Source organism: Succinispira mobilis DSM 6222, from assembly GCF_000384135.1.
Taxonomy (GTDB): domain Bacteria; phylum Bacillota; class Negativicutes; order Acidaminococcales; family Succinispiraceae; genus Succinispira; species Succinispira mobilis.
This window is the reverse complement of record NZ_KB913028.1, coordinates 1,704,972-1,727,023: the sequence shown is the minus strand read 5'-3', so window position 1 is coordinate 1,727,023 and position 22,052 is coordinate 1,704,972. Positions and strand designations below refer to the sequence as shown.

Annotated in this window: 21 protein-coding genes, 1 tRNA gene and 4 pseudogenes; 23 read left to right on the top strand and 3 right to left on the bottom strand. The window is 38.2% G+C overall.

All coding sequences use genetic code 11. The features are described from left to right. Positions 1–2 precede the first annotated feature (2 nt). The 9 genes from SUCMO_RS0108165 to SUCMO_RS0108125 all read left to right on the top strand — a co-directional run bounded on the left by SUCMO_RS0108165 (position 3) and on the right by SUCMO_RS0108125 (position 9,578). Positions 3–530, top strand: a complete 528-nt coding sequence (locus tag SUCMO_RS0108165; RefSeq protein ID WP_019880188.1) for a YqeG family HAD IIIA-type phosphatase — start codon at positions 3–5, stop codon at positions 528–530. 55 nt (positions 531–585) lie between these two features. After that, on the top strand, positions 586–1,416 hold the full coding sequence (cdaA, locus tag SUCMO_RS0108160) for a diadenylate cyclase CdaA (protein ID WP_019880187.1): 831 nt from the start codon (positions 586–588) through the stop codon (positions 1,414–1,416). Continuing rightward, positions 1,413–2,333 carry a CdaR family protein gene (locus SUCMO_RS0108155; RefSeq protein WP_019880185.1) on the top strand — a complete coding sequence of 307 codons (921 nt, stop codon included), beginning with the start codon at positions 1,413–1,415 and terminating at the stop codon, positions 2,331–2,333. Before cdaA ends, SUCMO_RS0108155 begins: the two co-directional genes overlap by 4 nt. A gap of 15 nt (positions 2,334–2,348) precedes the next feature. Continuing rightward, the gene (locus tag SUCMO_RS0108150; RefSeq protein ID WP_019880184.1) at positions 2,349–3,953 is read left to right on the top strand and encodes an NAD(P)/FAD-dependent oxidoreductase; all 1,605 of its coding nucleotides are present in this window, start codon (positions 2,349–2,351) and stop codon (positions 3,951–3,953) included. Between the two features lie 21 nt (positions 3,954–3,974). After that, positions 3,975–5,324 (top strand): phosphoglucosamine mutase, encoded by a 1,350-nt coding sequence (gene glmM, locus SUCMO_RS0108145; protein WP_019880183.1) that lies wholly within the window; start codon positions 3,975–3,977, stop codon positions 5,322–5,324. 274 nt (positions 5,325–5,598) lie between these two features. After that, entirely contained in the window at positions 5,599–7,428 is a 1,830-nt protein-coding gene (gene glmS, locus SUCMO_RS0108140; RefSeq protein ID WP_019880182.1) for a glutamine--fructose-6-phosphate transaminase (isomerizing), read from the top strand. Positions 7,429–7,957: 529 nt separating this feature from the next. Further along, positions 7,958–8,392: a flavin reductase family protein gene (locus tag SUCMO_RS0108135; RefSeq protein WP_342664666.1), complete on the top strand. Its 435-nt coding sequence runs from the start codon at positions 7,958–7,960 to the stop codon at positions 8,390–8,392. Between the two features lie 52 nt (positions 8,393–8,444). Further along, complete coding sequence (locus SUCMO_RS0108130; protein WP_019880180.1) at positions 8,445–9,446, top strand: methyl-accepting chemotaxis protein; 1,002 nt, start codon at positions 8,445–8,447, stop codon at positions 9,444–9,446. A 57-nt stretch (positions 9,447–9,503) separates the two neighbouring features. Beyond that, positions 9,504–9,578, top strand: a tRNA-Gly gene (locus tag SUCMO_RS0108125). 292 nt (positions 9,579–9,870) lie between these two features. Here the strand turns inward: SUCMO_RS0108125 and SUCMO_RS0108120 are convergent. The 3 genes from SUCMO_RS0108120 to SUCMO_RS0108110 all read right to left on the bottom strand — a co-directional run bounded on the left by SUCMO_RS0108120 (position 9,871) and on the right by SUCMO_RS0108110 (position 11,996). Beyond that, positions 9,871–11,049: a tyrosine-type recombinase/integrase gene (locus SUCMO_RS0108120; protein WP_019880179.1), complete on the bottom strand. Its 1,179-nt coding sequence runs from the start codon at positions 11,047–11,049 to the stop codon at positions 9,871–9,873. An 80-nt stretch (positions 11,050–11,129) separates the two neighbouring features. Continuing rightward, positions 11,130–11,348 (bottom strand): helix-turn-helix domain-containing protein, encoded by a 219-nt coding sequence (locus SUCMO_RS0108115; RefSeq protein WP_019880178.1) that lies wholly within the window; start codon positions 11,346–11,348, stop codon positions 11,130–11,132. 300 nt (positions 11,349–11,648) lie between these two features. Further along, a complete protein-coding gene (locus tag SUCMO_RS0108110) occupies positions 11,649–11,996 on the bottom strand; it encodes a hypothetical protein (protein WP_019880177.1) in 348 nt (115 codons plus the stop codon). Positions 11,997–12,498: 502 nt separating this feature from the next. Here SUCMO_RS0108110 and SUCMO_RS0108105 point away from each other — a divergent pair. From SUCMO_RS0108105 to SUCMO_RS0108050, 14 genes and pseudogenes are all read left to right on the top strand, one after another. Continuing rightward, positions 12,499–13,062, top strand: coding sequence for a hypothetical protein (locus SUCMO_RS0108105; protein ID WP_019880176.1), 564 nt, complete (start codon positions 12,499–12,501; stop codon positions 13,060–13,062). Between the two features lie 63 nt (positions 13,063–13,125). Then, the gene (locus tag SUCMO_RS0108100; RefSeq protein WP_019880174.1) at positions 13,126–13,527 is read left to right on the top strand and encodes a helix-turn-helix domain-containing protein; all 402 of its coding nucleotides are present in this window, start codon (positions 13,126–13,128) and stop codon (positions 13,525–13,527) included. A gap of 213 nt (positions 13,528–13,740) precedes the next feature. Further along, entirely contained in the window at positions 13,741–13,968 is a 228-nt protein-coding gene (locus tag SUCMO_RS10625) for a helix-turn-helix domain-containing protein (RefSeq protein WP_019880173.1), read from the top strand. A gap of 195 nt (positions 13,969–14,163) precedes the next feature. Continuing rightward, positions 14,164–15,216 carry a phage/plasmid replication domain-containing protein gene (locus tag SUCMO_RS0108090; protein WP_019880172.1) on the top strand — a complete coding sequence of 351 codons (1,053 nt, stop codon included), beginning with the start codon at positions 14,164–14,166 and terminating at the stop codon, positions 15,214–15,216. Between the two features lie 701 nt (positions 15,217–15,917). Next, a complete protein-coding gene (locus SUCMO_RS11650) occupies positions 15,918–16,211 on the top strand; it encodes a transposase (RefSeq protein WP_019880171.1) in 294 nt (97 codons plus the stop codon). Between the two features lie 194 nt (positions 16,212–16,405). Next, on the top strand, positions 16,406–16,555 hold the full coding sequence (locus SUCMO_RS11705; RefSeq protein WP_342664659.1) for a hypothetical protein: 150 nt from the start codon (positions 16,406–16,408) through the stop codon (positions 16,553–16,555). 19 nt (positions 16,556–16,574) lie between these two features. Continuing rightward, positions 16,575–17,060: pseudogene (locus SUCMO_RS11645) on the top strand (IS3 family transposase); the annotation flags it as partial. A 48-nt stretch (positions 17,061–17,108) separates the two neighbouring features. Next, positions 17,109–17,456 (top strand): annotated as a pseudogene (locus tag SUCMO_RS0108075) (type I restriction enzyme endonuclease domain-containing protein); the annotation flags it as partial. Positions 17,457–17,468: 12 nt separating this feature from the next. Then, on the top strand, positions 17,469–19,103 hold the full coding sequence (locus SUCMO_RS0108070) for a hypothetical protein (protein ID WP_019880168.1): 1,635 nt from the start codon (positions 17,469–17,471) through the stop codon (positions 19,101–19,103). A 397-nt stretch (positions 19,104–19,500) separates the two neighbouring features. Continuing rightward, positions 19,501–19,797, top strand: a pseudogene (locus SUCMO_RS11775) (tyrosine-type recombinase/integrase); the annotation flags it as partial. Then, a pseudogene (locus SUCMO_RS11640) lies at positions 19,761–19,931 on the top strand (tyrosine-type recombinase/integrase); the annotation flags it as partial. The pseudogenes SUCMO_RS11775 and SUCMO_RS11640, both read left to right, overlap by 37 nt. Positions 19,932–20,061: 130 nt before the next feature. Further along, positions 20,062–20,268, top strand: coding sequence for a hypothetical protein (locus tag SUCMO_RS0108060; RefSeq protein ID WP_019880163.1), 207 nt, complete (start codon positions 20,062–20,064; stop codon positions 20,266–20,268). 117 nt (positions 20,269–20,385) lie between these two features. Beyond that, positions 20,386–20,697 (top strand): hypothetical protein, encoded by a 312-nt coding sequence (locus SUCMO_RS0108055; RefSeq protein ID WP_156819274.1) that lies wholly within the window; start codon positions 20,386–20,388, stop codon positions 20,695–20,697. Between the two features lie 36 nt (positions 20,698–20,733). Then, positions 20,734–21,276, top strand: coding sequence for a hypothetical protein (locus SUCMO_RS0108050; protein WP_019880161.1), 543 nt, complete (start codon positions 20,734–20,736; stop codon positions 21,274–21,276). Positions 21,277–22,052 lie beyond the last annotated feature (776 nt).

The window sequence follows — 22,052 nt, the reverse complement described above, 5'->3', positions numbered from 1 at the left end:
TCATGAACTTTTGGGAAAAATTTAGACCGAAATATTTATTTTCTTGTGTGGAAACAATAAGTCTAGATTGGTTGCGGGAAAAAAAATATGAATATATCTTTTTAGATGTAGATAACACAATTACAGGTTGGAATGAAGAAACTGTTTCAAGCAGTGTAGGTGAATGGTTAGAACTCTTGTTAAAGAATGAATTTAAAATAATTTTAATTTCCAATAGCGGCAATAGACGTTTGTCAAAGATTGCAACTAGATTTGGAATAAAGTATATTAGCTGGGCAGCAAAGCCCAGTGTAAGACCCTTCGAAAAAGCATTACAGCTTTTAGGATGTGGTGATAAGAATAAGGTATTAGTAATCGGAGATCAATTGTTTACAGATATTTGGGGTGGAAATAAAATGGGGTTAAATACGGCATTAGTTACACCACGATATCAAAAAGAATTTTTCTATACCAAAATTATCAGAAAAATTGAGCGAAAAGTTCTAAAAATTTTGCAAATATCAAAAAAAGATGTATCTAGCAATTGTTAGATATGTCTTTTTTTTGTATAATAATATGAACAGTTTTTTAGAGGGGGTGTAGTAAATGCCAGCACAGATCAATGCAATAATCGCAACTTTGAGACTATGGGATTTAGTAGATGTTTTAATAGTAGCTTATGTACTATACTATATGTACAATATGATAAAAGATACAAAAGCTGCCGCTTTGCTAAAAGGCTTGGTGGTATTGATAATAGGGACATTATTGAGTAATTGGTTAGATTTTCATGTTATTAATTGGCTATTACAAAAAAGTATGACAGTGGTTTTAGTTGCATTGCCGGTTGTTTTTCAACCAGAGTTACGTAAAGCCCTAGAACGAATTGGTAGGGGAAAGTTATTCCGCAAGAATACTCTTGACAAAGAAGAACTGGAAAATATTTTAACAGGAATGACAAATGCGGTAATTACAATGTCTCGTCATAAAATCGGGGCGCTAATTGTTGTAGAGCAAGAAACTGGTTTAACAGAATACATGGATACTGGTATTCGAATTGATGGAGATATTTCCAATGAACTTTTGATAAATATTTTTATACCTAATACACCTTTACATGACGGAGCTGTAATTATCAAAGGTTCTAAAATAATGGCTGCTAGTTGTTTATTGCCGTTAACAGAGGATCGGAGTTTAAGTAAGGAGTTAGGAACTAGACATCGAGCAGGAATTGGCTTGACAGAGCAAACAGATGCATATGTCATAATTGTAAGTGAAGAAACAGGAACTATATCTTTAGCACATGAAGGGAAATTACAGCGATATTTGACTCCAGAACAAATTAAAGATATTTTAAGGCCAGTTATGTGCGATACAAAATTGACTTGGCAAGATATTATGCAAGAACTTTTTAATAACTTGAGGAGGAAAAAATGACTATTTTTAGAAGACATCCGACTCTTTTTGCTAAAATTATATCTGTAGTAGTTGCTTGTGCCTTATGGCTATACGTAATTAATGAACAAAATCCACCAATTGAAACAACCTTTAATATAACCGTAGAACAACATAATTTGGGACCTAAATTGATTGTTACAGGTATGCCCGAAAAAATTAAACTTAAAGTTCGTGCGCCTAGAACGGTATTAAGTAAGATCTCCGCTAGTGATTTAAAGGCTTATGTAGAATTGAAGGGGCGAGAAGAAGGAAAGTATTCATTGCCAATTCAAGCCTCTATCCCACAGGTGCTAGAAATACTTGATATGCAACCTAATACTGCAAATTTGCAATTGGACAAAGCTGCACAAAGAGTTTTGCCAGTTGATATTAATTTTGTGGGGAACATTGCCTCTAACGTTACGGTTGGGAAAACCATTGTTTCGCCTAACGAAGTAGTTGTGTCTGGTGGTGGTAGCAAAGTATCTTCTGTAGCTAAAATCATTGCCTATTTAGATTTAAATGACCAAGAGAAAGATTTTAATAAAGACTTGAAGTTAGTGGCTTTAGATTCTAAAAATATCATAGTGGAAGATGTAATAATTCAACCAGATAAGGTTAGTGTATCCGCAAAACTATTGCAAAAATTAGCCAAAGGCACTTTTCCTGTAAAAATAAATACAATAGGCTTATTACCAGAAGGTATAACAATTGCAGGAATTTCTACTGAGCCAGAAAGAGTTAGTTTGACAGCTACGCCAGATTTATTGGCGAAGATAAATGAAGTTGAAATAGAAGCCATCGATTTATCTAAAATAACAAAAAGTACAACTTTAAAAGTTAAGTTATTGCCGATTATTGACGCAGTAGCATCACATTCGGAAGTAGAAGTTAAAATTAGTATTAATAAAAAATAATGAGGTAAGAATATATTGTTAAAAATAGTTAATTTGCGAATGGGTTTAAACAGTAAACAAACCCTAGAACAACTGGTAGCTAGAAAATTAATGGTGGCTGTTGAGGAAATTTTACTGGTTTCAGTAATTAAAAAATCTATCGATGCGCGTAAAAAGAATAATATTTGTCTGGTTTATGCAGTAGTTGTGCAGTTAAAAGATAATAAGAAGATAATAAAACTCATAGGTAAAGACAAAGATATTAGTTTGGTAGAATTGGAACAAAAAGAAAAAATTGAATATGGAGTACAAGCAATAAAACAACGACCTGTAATTGTTGGTGCAGGTCCAGCAGGGTTAATTGCGACTTATTTTTTAGCAAAGCATGGTTATCGACCTTTGTTATTAGAACGAGGTAAGGCAGTTTTAGAACGCAGTCAAGATGTAGCCTTATTTTGGCAAAAAGGGTTATTAGACTTAGAATCAAATGTGCAATTTGGTGAAGGTGGAGCGGGAACTTTTTCAGATGGGAAATTAACAACACGCATTTCTGATCCAATAATTAGGGAAGTTTTGGAAATCTTTGTAGAGCAAGGCGCACCACAAGAAATTATATATAAGCATAAACCGCATATAGGTACGGATATTTTGAAAAAAGTTGTTACAAATATTTCAAAATCCATACGTCAACTAGGCGGCGAAATAAGATTTTCTAGTAAAGTAACTGACTTAGAAATTAATGCAGACAAGTTGGTGGCGATAACTGTTAACAATCAGGAAAAAATTTCTTGTGAAAATTTAATTTTGGCAATTGGACACAGTGCACGAGATACTTACAAAATGCTGTTGGCTAAAAATGTACAGTTGCAAAATAAACCATTAGCAGTTGGAGTGCGGATAGAACATAGACAAGATTATATAAATAAATTACAATATGGAGAATACGCTAGCTCACCATTATTAGATGTAGCTGATTATAGTGTTATTTATCAGGATAAAGAAAATAAGCGAGCGGTGTATTCGTTTTGTATGTGTCCAGGTGGCAAAGTAGTTGCTTCAACTAATCAAGCTGGGTGTGTGGTTACGAATGGCATGAGTTTTTTTAAACGCGATAATGAATTAGCAAATGCTGCCTTGGTAGTTACAGTTGATGAGCGAGATTATGGGACAGAAGCATTGGCGGTAATTGAATTTCAAGAAAAATATGAACACAAAGCTTACCTAGCGGCAGGCGAAGACTATTTTGCCCCAGCTCAAGATGCGCAGAGCTTTTTAAATGATTCTGGGCCAAGTCTAGCAGTAGATTTTAAAAGCTCATATTTGCCAGGAGTTAGAGCTTGTGCGTTGCAAGATATTTTACCGATTAGTGTTGTAGAAAGTCTGAAAAAAGCTCTGCGATATTATGAACAAAGAATGCCCGGCTTCACACAAAATGCCTTGCTTATTGGTGTAGAAACAAGAACTTCAGCACCAGTAAGGATTTTGCGTGATGAAAAAACACGACAATCTTTGAATGTACAAGGACTATATCCAACTGGTGAGGGTGCTGGTTATGCTGGCGGGATTATGAGTGCGGCTGTAGATGGTTATCATGCGGCAGTGGCAATAATGAAACAATATCGCAAATTTGATGATATGTAAAGGTGCGTAGGGGGATAATAAATGAGTAGATTATTTGGTACAGACGGAGTAAGAGGCGTAGCTAATAGTGTTTTAACTCCAGAACTGGCTTTTAAGCTGGGGAGAGCAGTGACAAAATATTTTGCTAAAGAGGGTAAACCAGAAATTTTAATCGGTAGAGATACAAGGTTATCTGGCAAAATGTTAGAAAGTGCTTTAGCGGCAGGAATTTGTTCTGCGGGTGGTGATGCTTGTTTGGTAGGAGTAATGCCGACACCAGCAATTGCTTATTTGACCAGTAAAAAACAGGCAACAGTTGGGGTTGTGATTTCGGCTTCACACAATCCATTTATGGACAATGGAATAAAATTTTTCTCAAGTACTGGGCATAAGTTGCCTGACACGGTGGAAGATGCAATAGAAGAGATTATTAATAATGACTGTGACTATGCTAATCGACCAATCGGCGAACAAGTAGGTATAATTGATGTTGATTTTAACTTAGCACAAGAATATGTTGAACATGTAGTTGGAACTTTAGATTGTGATTTTCGCGGCATAAAAGTAGTTTTAGATTGTGCAAACGGCGCAGGTTATGAAGTAGCACCAGTGATTTTGAGAAGCCTAGGGGCTGAAGTTATTACAATTTTCAACGAGCCTAATGGGATAAATATCAACGAAAATTGTGGTTCTACGCATTTAGAAAATTTAAAGCGAGCTGTTTTAGAATATAAGGCGGATATAGGTATTGCAAATGATGGTGATGCTGACCGTTGCCTGATTGTAGATGAACAAGGTCAAGAAGTAGATGGCGACCAGATAATGCTTATTTGTGCGCTAGAATTAATGAAAATTGGCAAGCTGAAAGATAATGTGTTAGTGACAACGGTAATGAGCAATATTGGCTTGCATCGTGCGATGAAAGAGCATGGGGGTCGATGTGAGGTTACGCCAGTAGGTGACCGATATGTGTTAGAAAAAATGCTAGAAGCGGGCTATTTGTTAGGTGGAGAACAGTCAGGACATGTTATTTTTTCAGATTACGCAACTACGGGAGATGGAATTGTAACGGCAACACAAGTAATCAGAAGCATGGTAAAAAACAATCAACCGGTTTCCCAATTAGCTAAACTTATGGTTCGTTATCCACAAATATTAGTTAATGCCAAGGTAAAAAGCAAACAAGGTTGGCAAGAAAATCCTACAATTTCACAAGAAATTGCCAAAGCAGAACAAGAAATAGGGGAGAATGGTAGAATTTTAGTGCGCGCTTCAGGTACAGAAAACTTAATTAGAGTTATGGCTGAAGGCGAGAATCAAGAACAATTGGATTGCTTAGCACACAAAATTGCTGAAGTTATTATAGCTGAACAAAGAAAATTTGACCTATAATAGAATTTATAGTATATTAGACAAAGTGTAGATTATAAGATGCTGTGAAAAGTAGTTTTTTCGCAGCATCTTTAAGTTGAACTAAAATTTGCGAAGGGAGTGAAAGGGATAAAAGCGCTTGTACTTGCAAAAAGTAGACGAGGTGAAGGTTTATCGAAAATTCAGCGGGTGCCTTCCGTTGGCCTATCAACGATAGATAAGTTTAAAGCCTAAAGGTGACTTTAGTACAAAAAACTTATTAGTAGGCAGAAAAAACTAGGAGGAATACAAGTATATGTGTGGGATTGTTGGTTATATCGGATTTAATGAAGCTACCCCTTTTTTAGTAGATGGAATGAGTAAATTAGAATATCGGGGTTATGATTCAGCGGGGATAGCAGTTTTTGATGGTAAAAGAATTAATATAGAAAAATGTGTTGGCCGATTGGATCGTTTGCGCGATAAAATAGGGGCACATGTTCCCACAGGGACGATTGGTATTGGGCATACTAGATGGGCTACACATGGTCGTCCTTCTGATCAAAATAGTCATCCACATGCCGATGCAAGTGGGAAATTTGCAGTGGTACATAATGGAATAATTGAAAATTATTTGGTAATTAAAGAAGATTTAATTGCTAAAGGGCATGTTTTTTTATCAGAAACTGATACAGAAGTTGTAGTGCATTTGATGGCTGAACTCTATAATGGAGATTTTGAACAGACCGTAAAAAAAGTTTTAAAAATAATTGAAGGCTCGTATTCTTTGGTATTTATGTGTGCGGATGCTCCTGATAAGCTGATTTGCACTAAAAAAGACAATCCTTTGGTTATTGGTTTAGGTGAAGGTGAGAATTTCATTGCTTCGGATATTCCAGCGATTATAAATTATACGCGCAAAAACTATATCTTAAGTGATGGTGAATTTGCGGTTGTTACTAAAGATAGTGTTTGGGTAGAAGATCGCGATGGTGTTCCAATTAGTAAAAAAGTTTTTGAAGTATATTGGGATGCTGAAGCTGCAGAAAAAGGTGGCTATGACCACTTTATGCTCAAAGAAATTTATGAGCAACCACAAGCGGTAAGAGCAACAATGAGCTCTAGAATTGCTAAAGACGAATCTACAACAATCTTTAATGAATTGAATTGGGTAAAAGATGATTTAGATAATATAAAAAAAATCTTTATTATTGCTTGCGGTACAGCATATCATGCCGGAATAGTTGGTAAATACTATATTGAACAGATTGCTAAAATTCCAGTTGAGGTTGATATTGCTTCAGAATTTCGCTATCGCAAACCTCTTGTTGATGAAAGCACTTTGACTATTGTAATTAGCCAATCAGGAGAAACTAGTGATACTTTAGCGGCTTTGAAAGAGGCTAAACGCCTGGGGGCTAGGACGCTGGCAGTAACAAATGTTGTAGGCTCTTCAATTGCTCGTGAAGCTGATCAAGTTATTTATACTTATGCAGGACCAGAGATTGCTGTTGCTTCTACTAAAGCCTATACAACACAACTGGCAGTAATGTTAATGTTGGCAATTTACATGGGGAATATTAAAAATGTATTAAGTTCGGAACGAAGTAAAGAATTAGTGCATGCTTTACATATTTTACCAGAACAGTTAGATGAGTTATTAAAAGATGTGACTAATATAAAAGAACACGCATATCGCTATAAAGAAGCTAAGGATATGTTCTTCTTAGGACGGTCACTAGACTATGCTGTAGCTTTAGAAGGCTCATTAAAATTAAAAGAAATATCATATATTCATGCCGAAGCTTATGCAGCAGGAGAACTAAAGCATGGAACTTTAGCATTAATCGTAGAAGGTGTTGCTGTAATTGTGCTAGCAACTCAACATGATGTATATGAAAAAACTTTAAGTAACATTAAGGAAGTTAAAGCCCGTGATGCTGAAGTTCTAGGAATTGCTTTAGCTGGGGATGATAGTATTTCTAAATATGTAGATCATACTATATTTATACCAAAAGCAGATAAATATACGGCACCAATTCTTTCGGTGTTGCCATTGCAAATTTTTGCATATTATGCAGCAGTAGCTAGAGAATGTGACGTTGATAAACCAAGAAATTTAGCTAAAAGCGTAACCGTTGAATAATTAAAAAAATAGAAATATCGACTAAGGGGCTGTCTCAATAAGAAATTATTGAGGTGGCCTCTTTCTTTGCTCTCTTTTCTACGGTAACGCTCTAAGAGTTGCCGTACTTATTGGCAGTAAGGACAAAATGTTCGCTGATTTTTCGATGGCTCAAGCCTTTAGTTCTCATTTTTAATGTATTTTCCAAGATAGCTTGTCCAAAGAGTTTTCCCCTGCAAAGACAGGAGGTACTTTGCTTCAATGTCCATTTGGGGGAAATCTAGTTGAGGCACTATTTTAAGCTTTAGCAAAAGCGATGTTTTAGTAAATTTTAGAAAGAAATAAGCTAAGTTAATCAATGACAATTACCCAGGAAAAAATTATGTTTATGTATAAAATATTTAGTTTGCATAATAGAAATTCCTTTGATATTATAATAAATGTAAAAAAGTTAGCCTGAAAATAAAACTAATGTAAAATGGGAGGAAACTTAGTGGATAAATTAAGCGAGTTAAATGAAAATGTATTTGAACTGATCGGAAAAAAATGGATGCTTATAACCGCGGCTAAAGAAGGAAAGTCTAACACAATGACAGCTTCTTGGGGTGGTCTAGGTGTAATGTGGGGGAAAAAAGTTGCTTATGTGGTAATTCGCCCACAACGATATACTAAGGAGTTTATAGATGTAGCAGAAAGCTTTTCGTTAAGTTTTTTGCCGGAAAAATTCAGAAAAGAATTAAGTTATTTGGGTTCTGTATCAGGTCGTGATGAGGATAAGATTGCTAAAGCTGGATTAAGTTTAACTTATCAAGAAGAAGTCCCATATTTTGAGGAAAGTGAGTTAGTATTGATTTGTAAAAAACTTTTCGTGCAAGAATTTAAAGATGAGAGTTTTTTAGATAAAAGCATTCTTGACACTTGGTACAAAGCTGGTGACAACCATTATCTATACATTGCAGAAATAATAGATGTATTGAAAAAATAATTTTTTATAAATAAACATTAGAAGTATAATTGAATAAGTGAGGTTGAATTAGATGGTAAATGATAGCATTGACTCTTCGGTGCTCTTAACAGAATTAAAAACCGCCAGTGAGGACATGAAAAAAGTAATCGAAGGTGTGCAAGATATTGCTAAACAAACAAATTTGCTGTCTTTGAATTCAGCGATAGAAGCTGCACGTGCTGGTGAAGCAGGTAGAGGCTTTAGTGTGGTTGCAGAAGAAATAAAAAAATTAGCAACTAAAAGTTTTGAATCCACAAAAGAGAGCGGCAAAATAATCCAAAATATTGTAACTAGAGCAGATGAAGTAATGGCAGTAAGAACAGCAGATTTGGCCTATGACACTATTGACAAAGTGGATCGCAACTTATTTGAGCGAAATTGTGATGCGCAAGCTTGGGCAAATTTTGATCGAGTACGTAAATGTCTTTGTACTAGTGATGCATCTGTAATTAAAGATACTAGAGAATTTTTGAAAAAAATAATAGATATTTATGAAGTTTATTTTGAATTACTGGTAATAGATTTACAAGGAAATATTGTGGCTACTGGTAATAATTCTGAGCATATAGGTAAAAATGTTGCTCAAGCAGAGTGGTTTAAGGAAGTACAAAAGGTAAATGCGATTTCGGTATCGGATTTATATATTTGCCCACTAGGTAATAGGCCAGCTTTAGCTTATTCTTGTCCAATATATGATCATGAGCAGAAAAATATTATTGGTTATTTTTCATCACGGTTTAATTGGGAGTTTATCTATGATATTTTAGATAGTGCACGGGTGGGGAAAAATGGAGCTATTTATATTGTAAATAAAAATGGTTATGTAATTGCTAGCAAAGACCATGAGGATATTTTAAAAACTGATTTAAGCAATTTACAAGGTGTACAAGAAGCTATAAAAGGCGAAATTTACGGTTATACCTTGGAAAAGCAAAGAACTGGAGCAACAAAAATAGTGGGGTATGCGCATACTCGCGGTTATAATGCTTATCGAGGAAAAAATTGGTCAGCTATTGCGGTTGAAGTTATGTAATTTTTTCTTGAAAAAATATACAAAGTATGTTAAACTATTCTAGTAATTAAATTGTTTGCGGGTGTAGCTCAGTGGTAGAGTACCGGCTTCCCAAGCCGTGGGTCACGAGTTCGAATCTCGCCACCCGCTCCAGTAAATTCAAGGCCTCCAGGCATTTGCTTGGAAGGCCTTTTTCATGCCTAGTGGCTTATTAGTGGTTTATCGCCAAATTGACTTAGGTGCGGCGAATCGTCAGTTATGCAGTTTCTTAGTGTACCATATAGAATAATTAACATCTGTTGCGATTAAATGTGCAGGTGCAGAGGCTTTTATTGCTATCTATTCAGCTATAGCGATTTACTATAGCTAAACATGCAAAGGCGCAAGCTACAAAATAAGTCTACGCTTGCGCCTTTTTATGGGGGTAAACCATTAGTAACTATCATTAGTTTAGAATTTGATTTCCATTAATACTATCAAGAAATGAGTCCATCTTATCAGCGATTTCACGGTCAACTGATTGTAGCGCGTGAGCATAAATATCGGCAGTTGTACTGGTCTTGGCATGTCCCAATCGACTAGAGACCGACTTAAGGTATATACCTTGCTGCAGAGCAAAGGTAGCTGACATATGTCGGAAAGAGTGCGGGCTGATGTGCGGAAGGTTATGTTTCTTAATAAATTTCTTAAGCCAAGTATTAAACGTATCTGGGTGCATAGGACGACCATCCCAAGTTGTGAAAACCCGGTTGCTGCCACACCACATGTCTTGGAGCTTATCCTGCTCAATTCGTTGATCTTCATAATGCTGTTTAAATAATTCCATAGTGATCGTTGGAGCAGCAACTAGTCTGGCTGATAGCTCTGTCTTTGGTTCTTTGGTTATTAATCCTTTGCCAACGATATACAAGCTGCTTTGCTCAATGGAACACGTTCGTTTATTAAAGTTAATATGCTGCCATTCTAGTCCGAACATTTCGCTGCGACGAAGACCGGTTGTTAAGGCCAGCATAGCCATTAGCTTATATTTAGTTGGCTCACTATCCAGTAATCGGAGGAATATCGCCAGTTGTTGTTCGTCGTAAATGGGGATTTTGCGGTGTTTCGGCTTCGGAATATCAACATCCTGACAAGGATTAGTAGATATTAGCTTCCATTTTACCGCTTTATTTAGCATGGAGCGTAAAAGGCCAAGATTCATTTCGACACTGCGCAATGATAATTTGCCGGCTTTCCTGTCTAATCGTTCACAATCAATTAGCTGCTGCTTTAGATGAAGGACATGGCTTGGTTTTATTTTATCTATCTTTAGATGTCCAAGTGTCGGAAGTATTCTTGTCTTCAATATTCCGAGCTGCCGTTCAAGAGTTCGATCGGCCAAATGCATCTTTGCGTGCTTTTCGAGCCAGTAATCGGCGAACTCGGCTAGTGTCATATTTGCGGTTTGTGCTATACCACCATTTTCAACCTCTGCAACAAAGAGGGCCAACTTCTTCTGAGCCTCTCGGTCTGACTTCGCCTCTATTGTTTTACGAATGCGTACTTGTTTCCCCTTGGCATCATATCCACAATAGGCAGTTAATAAGTATTTGCCATTAGGTTGTTTTTTGATTGATCCTGCCATTAAAGACACATCCTTTAACGAATTAGTAATGATTTAATAGGCGGTATACCAAAGGTAATACCGCCCACAAAGTTTCTACTTTAGGAGCACTTATTTAGCTGGCCGGTATCGTTAGAAGCAAGGGAAAGCTCCCGGGATTTTGCCCATTCGTTAAGTGAATCGATATTAAACAAATAACGGCTTCCGACACGAATTGTCGGAATTTCTCCGGACTTTGCCATATTGAGCAGCTTCCAGTAGGAAACATGTCCATTAAAGAAAAATTGACAGACCTCTTTTGCGCTAAGCATCTTGTTCATTGTATTACTCCCTTTCTGTTTGTAGGCTTAAATTAGCAAAACCAAAAAGCGCGTAACGCATAGAAAACAAGCCACCAGAGGGGTGACATGCCTTACTATCGCGTAACGCGCTAGTTTTATCTTAGTAGTGTTTTACAAACGAAATGGGTTGGTAATTTAGTTGTCTTTGAGTTTCTGTTTGCTTATCTAGAGTAATAGCCTTAAGATTGGCCTTATGCTCAGATAGTACTACAGAATTTTCGCGACGTCAAGAATGACTTTTTGAGCTACTCAGAGCTCATGAGAAGCGCCCTACGGCAATTATCTAATGGGCATCGGGATTTTATAGGTCGTGTGACAAATGAGGCAGCGGTGAACTTGAGCCCATTTAGTCATACACATTTGCTCTATACCCACTTGCTCCGCCCGTATAAACGTTCCGGGGATAACTATTATATCATTATGCTCACAATGTTCGCAGGGATCGGCACCGACGCCCGACTCGTGAAATTGTTTCAGCGCTTCAGGGGTAACACAGTTGGCCATAACTTCCTGAAGTGTGTTCTTGCGTTTAGGATTTTTTAGGCATACCTCGAAAATTTTTTCTTCGCGGGCTGGTGCTCCGCATTTTGGACATTTTGCGTTTGCTACATTGTCATAAGTGTTCATTGAATTTGCTCCTTTAAATTAGATTTTAGCCAACGTTGGCCTAGGGGATAGAGGGTAAATAGTTAGATGAGGGAAAATAGAGTAAGGGAAGAAGGACGAGGAAGGTACGTGGAGAAACTGATGGGGGGTTCTATAGCTGAAGGTTAACGTGGATTTCTAAGCGGCACATTGGCTAAAGAGGATGCCCGGATTCCCTTTGATAAACGACCATACCCCCGAAGGGGAAGTGGCATCAAAAATTTAGGTGCCAGAAATAATAGTTGACAGAACCTGTTTTGGTATTGTAGACTGACGTCAGTAGCGTATGACTTCCGTCAGAACGCTACATCACTATGAATAGTGTAAAATCGAAAATATTTTACACTAACACTTCACTTCGAAGTTAAAGCGCTTCGGCGCCAAGTAAGAGATCCTGCTAGGGGTCTATCTATTTGGTGCCGGGGCGCTATTTGTTTTACCATGAAACAGTAACAGAACAAAAAAAGGAACGGTGATTTTAATTATGAAGCTAGAAAACATGACCGGGGTTCAGTGTAAGGCGGTCAAGCACATTGCCAACATGATTTTTAGAAGCTATATCGATAGCCTCACGAAGCATGGAGACGTGCATGAGTGCATAGAAATCTTGAAACGTGTGGATAGGAGTGTGCTGGCGCAATTATTAGTAGCTACATTGAAGGCGAGCGGGAAGATACAAGATTCCGATTGTGATGTAGAGTTGCTCGAGGATTTAAGCCAATACATTGATTTTCACCTGCCGGATTACTTTCACACGCAATGTGTCAAAAAAGAAAGTAAGACAAAAATGTCACTAACCGAGTGTCATAAGCAAATCGGCTTTCGCAACGAAATAAACATCAAGCGACACATTGAACAACGAGACGCGGTTTTTAAACACCTTTTGGCTACTGAGAAGCAACAAAAGTTCTTACAGAATCTCGCCAAGCGGAATGGGTTAGTTTTGCTAAAGCCTTTAAACCAGTACACAATGTATGAAGTAAATCAAGTCTCAGAATGTATATCAGGTAATGTAGCGCGCGCTATGATTTCTACATTGATAGCTTAGGTAAGTGATTTGGAATCCCCGAAGGGGTTAAATATAACAAACAAAATTAAGGGGGAAATACAAATGGAATTAGTAACTATGTATCTCGAGAAAGAAGGAGAAAGAAAGGCACAGCGTGATGCTGCTGAGTTGCAACGCTTGCAATGGATAAGCGAGGTCGCTGACTTCATGAAACGCCGGAAGGAAATGGGTATTTCTCGTTCAGATTTTGCACCAGAGATGGGAATAAGCAAATCAACACTATATAAGCTTGAGACTGGGAAAAAAGTTAGAGACCGATACCATTTATTAAAACTGTACGAAAAATGCCTTAGAATATTTGAGCTAATAATAGAAAATGAAGAACTTATGGCTGAAAACAGAAATCTACGTAACCTATCTAACATTAATATTGAAGTCGGTGGTCGTCGATGGACAATACCTGCTTCGGATATTAATCCTGTGCAAAGAAGAAGTGTAATCTGAGATGAGTACAAACTGGACCTGGCCGGGCACAAAAAAACGCAACCCTTAAATAGGAAGTGCACTACATAGCCCAGGGGATATATACTACACAAAATTAACTAAAGAGTCACCAAAACAATGATTCTGAGGACGACTTAGACCCAATAAAGAAAAATCGCCGGTATTATATTATTAGGAACGAATTTCGTTATTAATAAGAAAGAGGCGATTGAAATGAAAATGACATTATGCCAACGTTTAAATAGAAAACGTAGAGAGTTCCAGTTGCGGCAGGAAGATGTGGCAAAGTATTTGGGATTTGAGAGCAAAAACGCTTACTGGAGCATTGAAAACGGCAGAACGAAACTTCGCACAGAGCACTTGGTGCTGTTAATGGCCCTTTACAATGTATCGGCGGAGTATTTTCTATTGGACGAAGCACCAAAGGAAAAAATTCTTTAGAGTTTTAGTGAACAAAATTGTGATTATAGGTCAAAAACTAGGTAGGGATAAAGAATAGCGAAGTATCGGTGACATGAACGACGGATGCCGAACCGTGAAAACCCACAGTGTATGCGGTCTGCAAGCAGTAAGGGCTAACAACGATAATCACGGTTCCGGTGTCCGACAATGATTAATTTACCAGGAGGGCTAATTATGGTTCACACATTTGAGATTTACACTTATATATCATTACTACGGGCAGGGTTACTCCTGGACGAACTAGAAGCAAGTGAGGCAATGCGTTTTGTAGGTCCGGGAAATGTTAATGGGATTACTAAGCTAAGCATTTTCCCCAGAGGTGATAATTTCGGGTACATACTGAAGCTGATCGTGAATCCTGCGAAGTTACTATACGGCTACGATGCGTTTGAGACGATGGATGTCGATTTGCTACCGGAACTTGCTACGGCCTTCGCCAGCGCTTTGTCAGAAGCTCTGGGGTATGAGGACTTCCCGGATCTTCCGGACTGGCTTGTCCACAGAATTGATTTTGCTGTTGACGTTTATACTGAGCACCCCAGGGAATACCTTTTGCTCTTTGACAAGGGTGATAAGCCTAAAAGCTACAAGGAAAGGTATAGCGGACGAGACGGGAGCTGCTACTGGGAATGCAAATCAACAACGGCGAATGTATATTACAAGGCAGATCAGATGGCAAGGGAAGGCAAGAGCCCGGAGTTGATTGAACGGGCGAAGAACCTTATTCGCTTTGAAGTCCAGTGCAAAAGTCCCAAGGTCACGTACCTGCGCAAAAAGTTCGGTCTGGAAGGTAGAAGGTTAAGCGAGCTTTTTACCCGAGATTGTGCCGAAGCAGTATTAACTACTTATTGTCGCCGTGTTTTTAAGACCGGAGATTATTATTCACGAACAGAAGCAGGAAAGCGAATGAAGGCATTGGGACTGTCTACACGACAACAAAGAGCCTGTGACAACATTCTCCGTGCTATCGCTCAAACTAGATCCATATCAGCGGCACGCCAAAAAATTACTACAGAAGGAATAATGGTGAAGAACACGATTCCTGTAATTCAGCTCAATTATTCGGTGGAACAATTCGGGCGCAACTGCAAAAAACTATCCGATTCGGGAATCAATCCTGTGACGATACCGCGGGATTGGAATATTGATTATCTGCCCGGAATATATAGTTTGCTACACGATAGGTTAGGTATATCTTTTGATTCAACTACCACTAAGTTAGCTTAATGAAATGAATTAGCCGCCAGATGGCGGCTTCTTTAGTTATTTACACACGGAAGCGAAGAGATTTTCAGCTACCACTGTGCCGGATTAGACTATATTGAATCAAAACGGCATTACGAGTTTTGTCTTAATCCAGAGCAGCCCTGTTATATGAGCCTGCTGCTCCTAAAACGGAAAAGGTGTATGAACCTGCAGCATAGAATATAGAATCGAGTCAGTCACTCAGATTGTGGCTGACCCTTTTGATTTTTTATCAAAAACAAAAAACGGATAGGTAATGCAGGAAATCACGCGGTAATTTAACTCTGTACTTTCTGCGTGGGAAAAAATAGAATTATAGTGAACGATCCTCCGTACCTGCATGTTTACTGGATTTAACCAGGTAGAGCCAGAAAAAAAGGGACAAAATTGGCCTATTATATAAAAACGGCGAGTTGAGCCATAAAATAAAAATTTCGATAAGATTAAGCTGTAAATAACCCGAAAAGATTATTTTGGTATTGACAATACTAAAATAATTAAACTACAATTACAGTGTAGTCATAATAGGAGGGATGTAATTGAAGTCCCGTAGCATACAGTCATTCTATGAATTATTTTACATAAGAGGTCTTGATAACAAGGAGTGAGATGGTATAGTAAAATTGTAACAGTAACGCTGATATTTATGATAAAATAATTCATAAGAAAGTGAGGCTATTACAATGGCAGGAATAAAAAAAACTTACACACCAGAATTCAAGAAAAAAATGGTGAAATTAGTCCTTGAAGAAGGACGTCAAATGAAAAGTGTAAATCAAGAATACAATCTAGGTGAAGGTAGTTTGCGTAAATGGATTCGTGACTACAGTGAAGAATGCGAAACAAATCCAGAATTAAATAATAAAAAAAACCAAATGGCGGAAATCTTAAAGTTACGTAAGGAATTAGCTGAAGCCAAAAAGGAAAATGACTTCTTAAAAAAAGCCGCCGCATTCTTCGCAAAGGAACTAGATTAGAAAAATACAAATTCATTGATATTTATAATGAGAAGTTTGGTGTACGATGGTTATTATCAAAGTTCAAAATAAAACCTAATGCTTATTATAATTATAAAAAGAATAGAAAAGCTGATTATTATGCCAACAAGTCCAGTATTCAATCTACCATAGAAGATATCTATCACGAGTATGCAGGTAGACCTGGTTATCGAATGCTGAGGATTTTTCTCAATAGAAAAAATATTAATATTAGTAATCTAACCGTTCATAAATACATGAAGGAACTAAGCATTCATTCTATTGTTATACGCAAAAAACCAAAATATAAAAAAGTGATTGTTATAAAAAATTTGACAACCTAGTGAAACAAAATTTTACAGTGGATGCCCTAATAAAGTGTGGTGTACTGATTTTACCTACATGTGGCTTGAAGATGGAGCAAAACGTTATAATTGTACTATCATTGATTTATTCGATCGTTCTCCTGTTGCTACGCTAAATAGTAATCGCATTAATGCTGAATTGGCAATTGAAACTCTTAAAATAGCATTAAACCATAATAAAATAAAAGACGGATTTATTCTGCATTCAGACCAAGGTACCCAGTTTACTTCTAGAGATTTTACTGAGTTTTGCTCTTTACAAAATATCACACAAAGTATGAGTAAAGCAGGGTGTCCTTATGATAATGCACCAATGGAAAGTTTTTATGGAACGTTCAAAGCAGACTTCATAAATCATCATAGTTTTGAGAGTGATGAGGCTTTAAATGAGGCAACTTACAACTATATTTGGGTGTATTATAATCATGTTAGACCGCATTCATCAAATGGATACTTGACACCGTTTGAAAAAAGATTTAGTTAAAGTTGAAAATATCAGTGTTTGCGTTACAATTTAGCTTGACCATCTCAAGGGCTATCCTCTGACGAACTAGCCTTCTATGATGCCCTTGGCAGTAGCGATGCGGCCGTCATGATCATGGGCGATGATATCCTCAAGCAAATCGCCCGGGATTTGACAAACACCATCAGAAATAATCTGGGTGTGGACTGGGCCATCCGCGAAACGGTACGAGCCAAGATGCGCCTGACGGTGAAAAAGCTCCTGAAGAAATACGGCTATCCGCCAGACAAGCAAGAACAAGCGGTTAAGACGGTAATGGAACAGGCAGAGCTTATGTGCGGGAATCAGGTTATGTACGAACAGCCTACAGCTTATGGATATTCTAAGGCGGCTGAAAGTATGGGCGAATATAGGTAAAGGAGAGGTTGTATGCCTGTTCTTTTAAAACGAGATGTGTGTAGACTCCTAGAGGCCAGTATTGAGAACCTCTCGCTTGGATTACTGGGGTTAGGGGTTCCGCGACGACTTTCTTCAAGAGATATTGCTACAGAGACCGCAGGGGTTATTGGGCTAATTGGATCTTCTATCGAATTGGCAATGAGTGCCTGTATTGTTCAAGTATATGGTATGAAGGGGTTGCTAGTTGCAACTAACAATCGGTTTAAAACGGGTAGCCAAATTATAGATGATTTTAGGCGTCTATTGCGAGAACCGATACCTAAGGCGAACTTTCTAACCCAAGGAGTGTCCGAATCAAAAGCACACTTGGATAATCTATATTCGCAGACACTGAAATTTCGTACTTTGATTGCTTCAAGGGCTGGAGGTCTTCATGCCGGATATGGTCCCTCTAGGGACGTTTGTTTAACTTTAGCAAAGGACGTCATAAATTTTCTGAGCACTCTTTCAGAGTCAACCCGTATCAAGCCGTATCTACAGTATCTGCCGATGGTTCCGGAGGTAGTAAAGGAAAGAACGCTTATTATTGAAGAGCTAGCACGAAAATTTACAGAGGAACCGACGAACTCAATAGAGAAAAGCCGGAGCTTATCTTCGGTTTATCTTGTATTGCCAGATATTCCGAGCGAAACGCCAGATTGGATTGATGCCTTTGAACGTATCACTGTTGCTCCAGGGGAAGAAGATATATGTTTCTTGTTAAATGTATTGCAAAAATCCAGTGTTGCAGAATTGTTTAAGGTCACTCCCTCCACTAGCTCAGAGAATGATACGCCAATACCTGTAATGGTACGGCCGGATGACAAATATGCTTTGCCTATTGCTCCACATTTGCTAAAACGCGAATTTACTCGAATGGTTGATCAGTGGAATGGTGATATAGCGCTTGCAAATGGTAGGCTGTCGAGTGGCTTCATTGATTTACCGCCCTCTGATGTTGTATATGATTTATTTACTCTAAAATTAGAGAATACGGCAATTTTACGTGACCGAAGTTCTATTACTGCTCATGAGGCTTGGCCTTTCATAGCCTCAAGTTTATCTGTCATGGGAACACCAGGGCCGTGCTGGTTTTTAGTTCGAAAAACTGAAGACTTAGGGCAATTATCATCGTTACTTAAACGTGTATCGAAATATGCTACGAGTTATTTGCTACGACGTATTCCAGATATTTTAATGGGGATACAGGCTATTCTTGATCAGAAACCCATGACTGGAACTAAAGCTTCCTCCTACACTAATATATTAAATCACTATGAAGGCTCGCTTCAGAAACGAGAGGATCTCGCAGAGGCTCTGAAAAGGAGCATTGATACTATCAGAGTACTTCCAGATGATATTAGGGAGATGGTTGAGTTAGCAGCTCGAGGAGATATAGCTGTAGGAGTAGTACTGTTGAAACTAACTCAAGAGAGTGCTGATTCCATTAGCGATAACGCGATGAAATATTGGTCGCGCATGCTTTGTGAAGCTGCAACGGAAGATGAGGACCTTCCGGGTGTCCTTGCTGTTCTTCGATCACCAGAGCTTAGTGCAGCACATACCGCAGCAAAAAAAGCTATGATGTCCCTGGACTTCATCTATAATGGTCCTCCCGTTGAATAATGTTAACTGCCTAGGAACTTGAAAAAACAGGTGATTGTATTGATACAAATCTTGATAAAGATCAAAAACACATTAATTGGTTTGTTGCGCTCTGGCATCAGGATTATATTGTTAGTACCGCCTAAGCAGACTTTAAAGCTGTCTGTGCGGCGTATACATCCTCCCAATTTGTGCCCTCAAGTGTTCGGGACGACTCTTTTTATGTAAGAATGCTTGATTATTACGGATGTTATGTAGAACAAGTATAACAAAAGTGTTTCAATCAAAAAAAAGCATTGGCGCTTTCAACAGCTGCCGCAGGGGATTTCCCCAAATACTTCATCAGTTATGAAGTAAGGATGGTCCTTTGTGACAGTTTGCATGAAAAGCACTACAACGCCTATTTCTATGCCATTTTCTATGGCGGACAGGCTGTCGGATTAGCGAAGCACTAAACGTATCTGTGGCCGATCTTGATTTAGTGAATAAGGTGGTTCATATTCAGACATTAAAGAGAAAGAATCATGTGCGTTTTGTTCCGCTCCAAACAGAGTTTATCGGTGAGATTGCTATATGGATTAACCAAAATCAGTTGGGCCGCATGGACAAGCTTTTTCCAATTGGTAGGAAGACTGGGTTGCCACTGCTTGTGAAAACGCATTCGAGAACGATGAACGTAATCACCCACATACATTCCGACATAACTTTGCTGTAAATTGTTTGACCCAAGGAGTGCCGATAACTACTGTGCAAAATTGGTTAGGACATGCTGATCTAGGAAAAACGTTGATTTATACACAGCTAATTGCAGCTGCTACAAGAGTTTTTATGGATGCGGTGAAAATTTAGCTATGTACTGGTAAATGGTTACAATCTAAAAAAACAGGAATTACCCCCTTATTAATAGTAATATTCGGTATAGACTAAGAGGAGAAAATATTCAGAACGATACGATTGACAGTAAATTTGGAGGACTTAGATGGTAACACCAGTAGGAAAACTTCTATGGCAAAGCCTAAGGACGATGGATTTAGAGGAAGTTCATCCACACATAGAGAATCGATTCTTTAAGGATAAACTGTATTGGTTTGCTCAAATAAACGATTTCGAGACATATAAACAGCACTTATTAAGCCTTGAAGACTACGATGCCGCAGAAGCATATATTAATGAAATAAAGGACTAGTTCTTGCTTTTTTATGAGGGTGACGAGGAAGAAGGAGTTACGCAGAAACATTTAGACCAAGCTAAACTGATACTTCAGGAAGCTATAACAAGATTTAAGGAAGAATACAGAAACCAAATGTCTGACAGAGTTTGGGGAGAGGTAAAACAGGAGATTGTTGCTCAAGAAAATACTGTTTATAATCACTGTAAAGGTGGTTATGATAAGTGGAATCGTAAGGCTAATATATGTATGATTGCAATGCTTATCGTAGGGTTAGGAGTTGGTAGTTTCTTTTTGGACATTGTAAGCCATCTTAAACCTGCAAAGGTGTACCCTTTCATGGGTGGACTAATACTTTTGCCTTACTTGTGGTCTAAACGCCAACAATACTTATATGAGAGAGAATACTGGGGGAAAAAGTTAAAGGATTTTCCTGGCTGGCGTTAGGGTCGATGAAAAATTTTATTAAAGAGGTACATATTAATGAGAATAACTAAATGTCTAATCGTGATAGGTTGTTTTATGCTTCTCACTATGTCTGTCTGCTTTGCTAAGATAAGTGAGGTTAATGATCCTAGACAAACGATATTTAATTCATCTAACATAATAACTAATCAAGATATCAAAGTTGAAGCATTCATGGTGAAATTATTTTATCCAAGCATTACAGGTTATAGGTTTGGTTTTGATCAAACCGTGACGATTAATGAAAACGAATCTGTAGACTATATAACAGAGGCTACTCTCCAGTTTGATGGAACTAAAACATACGTCCTTCCCCGAGGAAACTTCAATAAGCTTCCGCTATACGGCGAAAGCAAAGGTAAATATCTAACCGAAGCGAGAGTAGAAGTTTACGACAATGAAAATGACGTAAAGGTAAAGCGACTGGTAAATCTGATAAAATCAGCGGATAAGGCAGAAGTAGTTTTTACCTTCAAGAATGGAGAAAAACTCACATACGAAATAGCATCAACCGTTCTTCAAGAGTGGAAACAAGTAGTAGCCTATCCTGATGTAATCTAAGGCTATTTAACACAGTTTTAATGTATAGGAAGCCTTGGAAATTGGCAAAAAGTTGGTTATGATTTTCTTAACTGGAACAGCGTGTTAACAGGAGTTTTTGGGCAAAAAAAGTGCCGCGAGTGCAGCAACTACGAGGGTCTATAGGTGGGTAGGGCCGAGTCGGCCGGAGCCGGGTGCACAAGTTCGATTCCAGCGGACGGATTAAGAGCTATAGTCATTACTGTTCAGGCATTAGTATCGACTGAGCAGATTTCATCTCACTTGTGTTCTCTCAAAAGAAATATGACCACATCTTGACCACGCCACTAAGTAAAAGTAGTATACCAGCGTGCAAGATGTTACAGTATGGAATTGCCAAAACCCCAGCTTTTCCGCAGGCTCGTCAACCATCGTGCACGGTGTTACACCTTTAAGCCTTATGGGCGGCATGATGTATTTTCACCAACACTAACTGATGAAGTATGGTTAGCGTTCTACGGTTAAATCGTTTTAGTTATAACCCGAAATAAACAAGGAGCGGAGAACTCAGTGCGCAAGCCAAAGATCAAGTTGGCTTAAGTCATTTTGGCTAAGGTTGTCCGTCAGTATGAGCCTATCGCTCAAATTACTAACTTGGGCAATCTTGAAGTAGGCCCTTTGCGGCTTGGCGCATTACCTTGCCAAGAAGTTAAATGGAATTAGCCGGGATGAAGTGATCTATCCGGACTAAACAAGGCGGCGGGTGAGTTGCCCTATCTTGTCTGAGAGTAAAGCAGCATACATATACGTTTTTAGTG

Coding starts and splice junctions, on each gene's coding strand:
- SUCMO_RS0108165 (WP_019880188.1), top strand. CDS start 3: ATGAACTTTTGGGAAAAATTTAGACCGAAATATTTATTTTCTTGTGTG.
- cdaA (WP_019880187.1), top strand. CDS start 586: ATGCCAGCACAGATCAATGCAATAATCGCAACTTTGAGACTATGGGAT.
- SUCMO_RS0108155 (WP_019880185.1), top strand. CDS start 1,413: ATGACTATTTTTAGAAGACATCCGACTCTTTTTGCTAAAATTATATCT.
- glmM (WP_019880183.1), top strand. CDS start 3,975: ATGAGTAGATTATTTGGTACAGACGGAGTAAGAGGCGTAGCTAATAGT.
- glmS (WP_019880182.1), top strand. CDS start 5,599: ATGTGTGGGATTGTTGGTTATATCGGATTTAATGAAGCTACCCCTTTT.
- SUCMO_RS0108135 (WP_342664666.1), top strand. CDS start 7,958: ATGCTTATAACCGCGGCTAAAGAAGGAAAGTCTAACACAATGACAGCT.
- SUCMO_RS0108130 (WP_019880180.1), top strand. CDS start 8,445: ATGGTAAATGATAGCATTGACTCTTCGGTGCTCTTAACAGAATTAAAA.
- SUCMO_RS0108120 (WP_019880179.1), bottom strand. CDS start 11,049: ATGGCAGGATCAATCAAAAAACAACCTAATGGCAAATACTTATTAACT.
- SUCMO_RS0108115 (WP_019880178.1), bottom strand. CDS start 11,348: ATGAACAAGATGCTTAGCGCAAAAGAGGTCTGTCAATTTTTCTTTAAT.
- SUCMO_RS0108110 (WP_019880177.1), bottom strand. CDS start 11,996: ATGAACACTTATGACAATGTAGCAAACGCAAAATGTCCAAAATGCGGA.
- SUCMO_RS0108105 (WP_019880176.1), top strand. CDS start 12,499: ATGAAGCTAGAAAACATGACCGGGGTTCAGTGTAAGGCGGTCAAGCAC.
- SUCMO_RS0108100 (WP_019880174.1), top strand. CDS start 13,126: ATGGAATTAGTAACTATGTATCTCGAGAAAGAAGGAGAAAGAAAGGCA.
- SUCMO_RS10625 (WP_019880173.1), top strand. CDS start 13,741: ATGAAAATGACATTATGCCAACGTTTAAATAGAAAACGTAGAGAGTTC.
- SUCMO_RS0108090 (WP_019880172.1), top strand. CDS start 14,164: ATGGTTCACACATTTGAGATTTACACTTATATATCATTACTACGGGCA.
- SUCMO_RS11650 (WP_019880171.1), top strand. CDS start 15,918: ATGGCAGGAATAAAAAAAACTTACACACCAGAATTCAAGAAAAAAATG.
- SUCMO_RS11705 (WP_342664659.1), top strand. CDS start 16,406: ATGCTGAGGATTTTTCTCAATAGAAAAAATATTAATATTAGTAATCTA.
- SUCMO_RS0108070 (WP_019880168.1), top strand. CDS start 17,469: ATGCCTGTTCTTTTAAAACGAGATGTGTGTAGACTCCTAGAGGCCAGT.
- SUCMO_RS0108060 (WP_019880163.1), top strand. CDS start 20,062: ATGGTAACACCAGTAGGAAAACTTCTATGGCAAAGCCTAAGGACGATG.
- SUCMO_RS0108055 (WP_156819274.1), top strand. CDS start 20,386: ATGTCTGACAGAGTTTGGGGAGAGGTAAAACAGGAGATTGTTGCTCAA.
- SUCMO_RS0108050 (WP_019880161.1), top strand. CDS start 20,734: ATGAGAATAACTAAATGTCTAATCGTGATAGGTTGTTTTATGCTTCTC.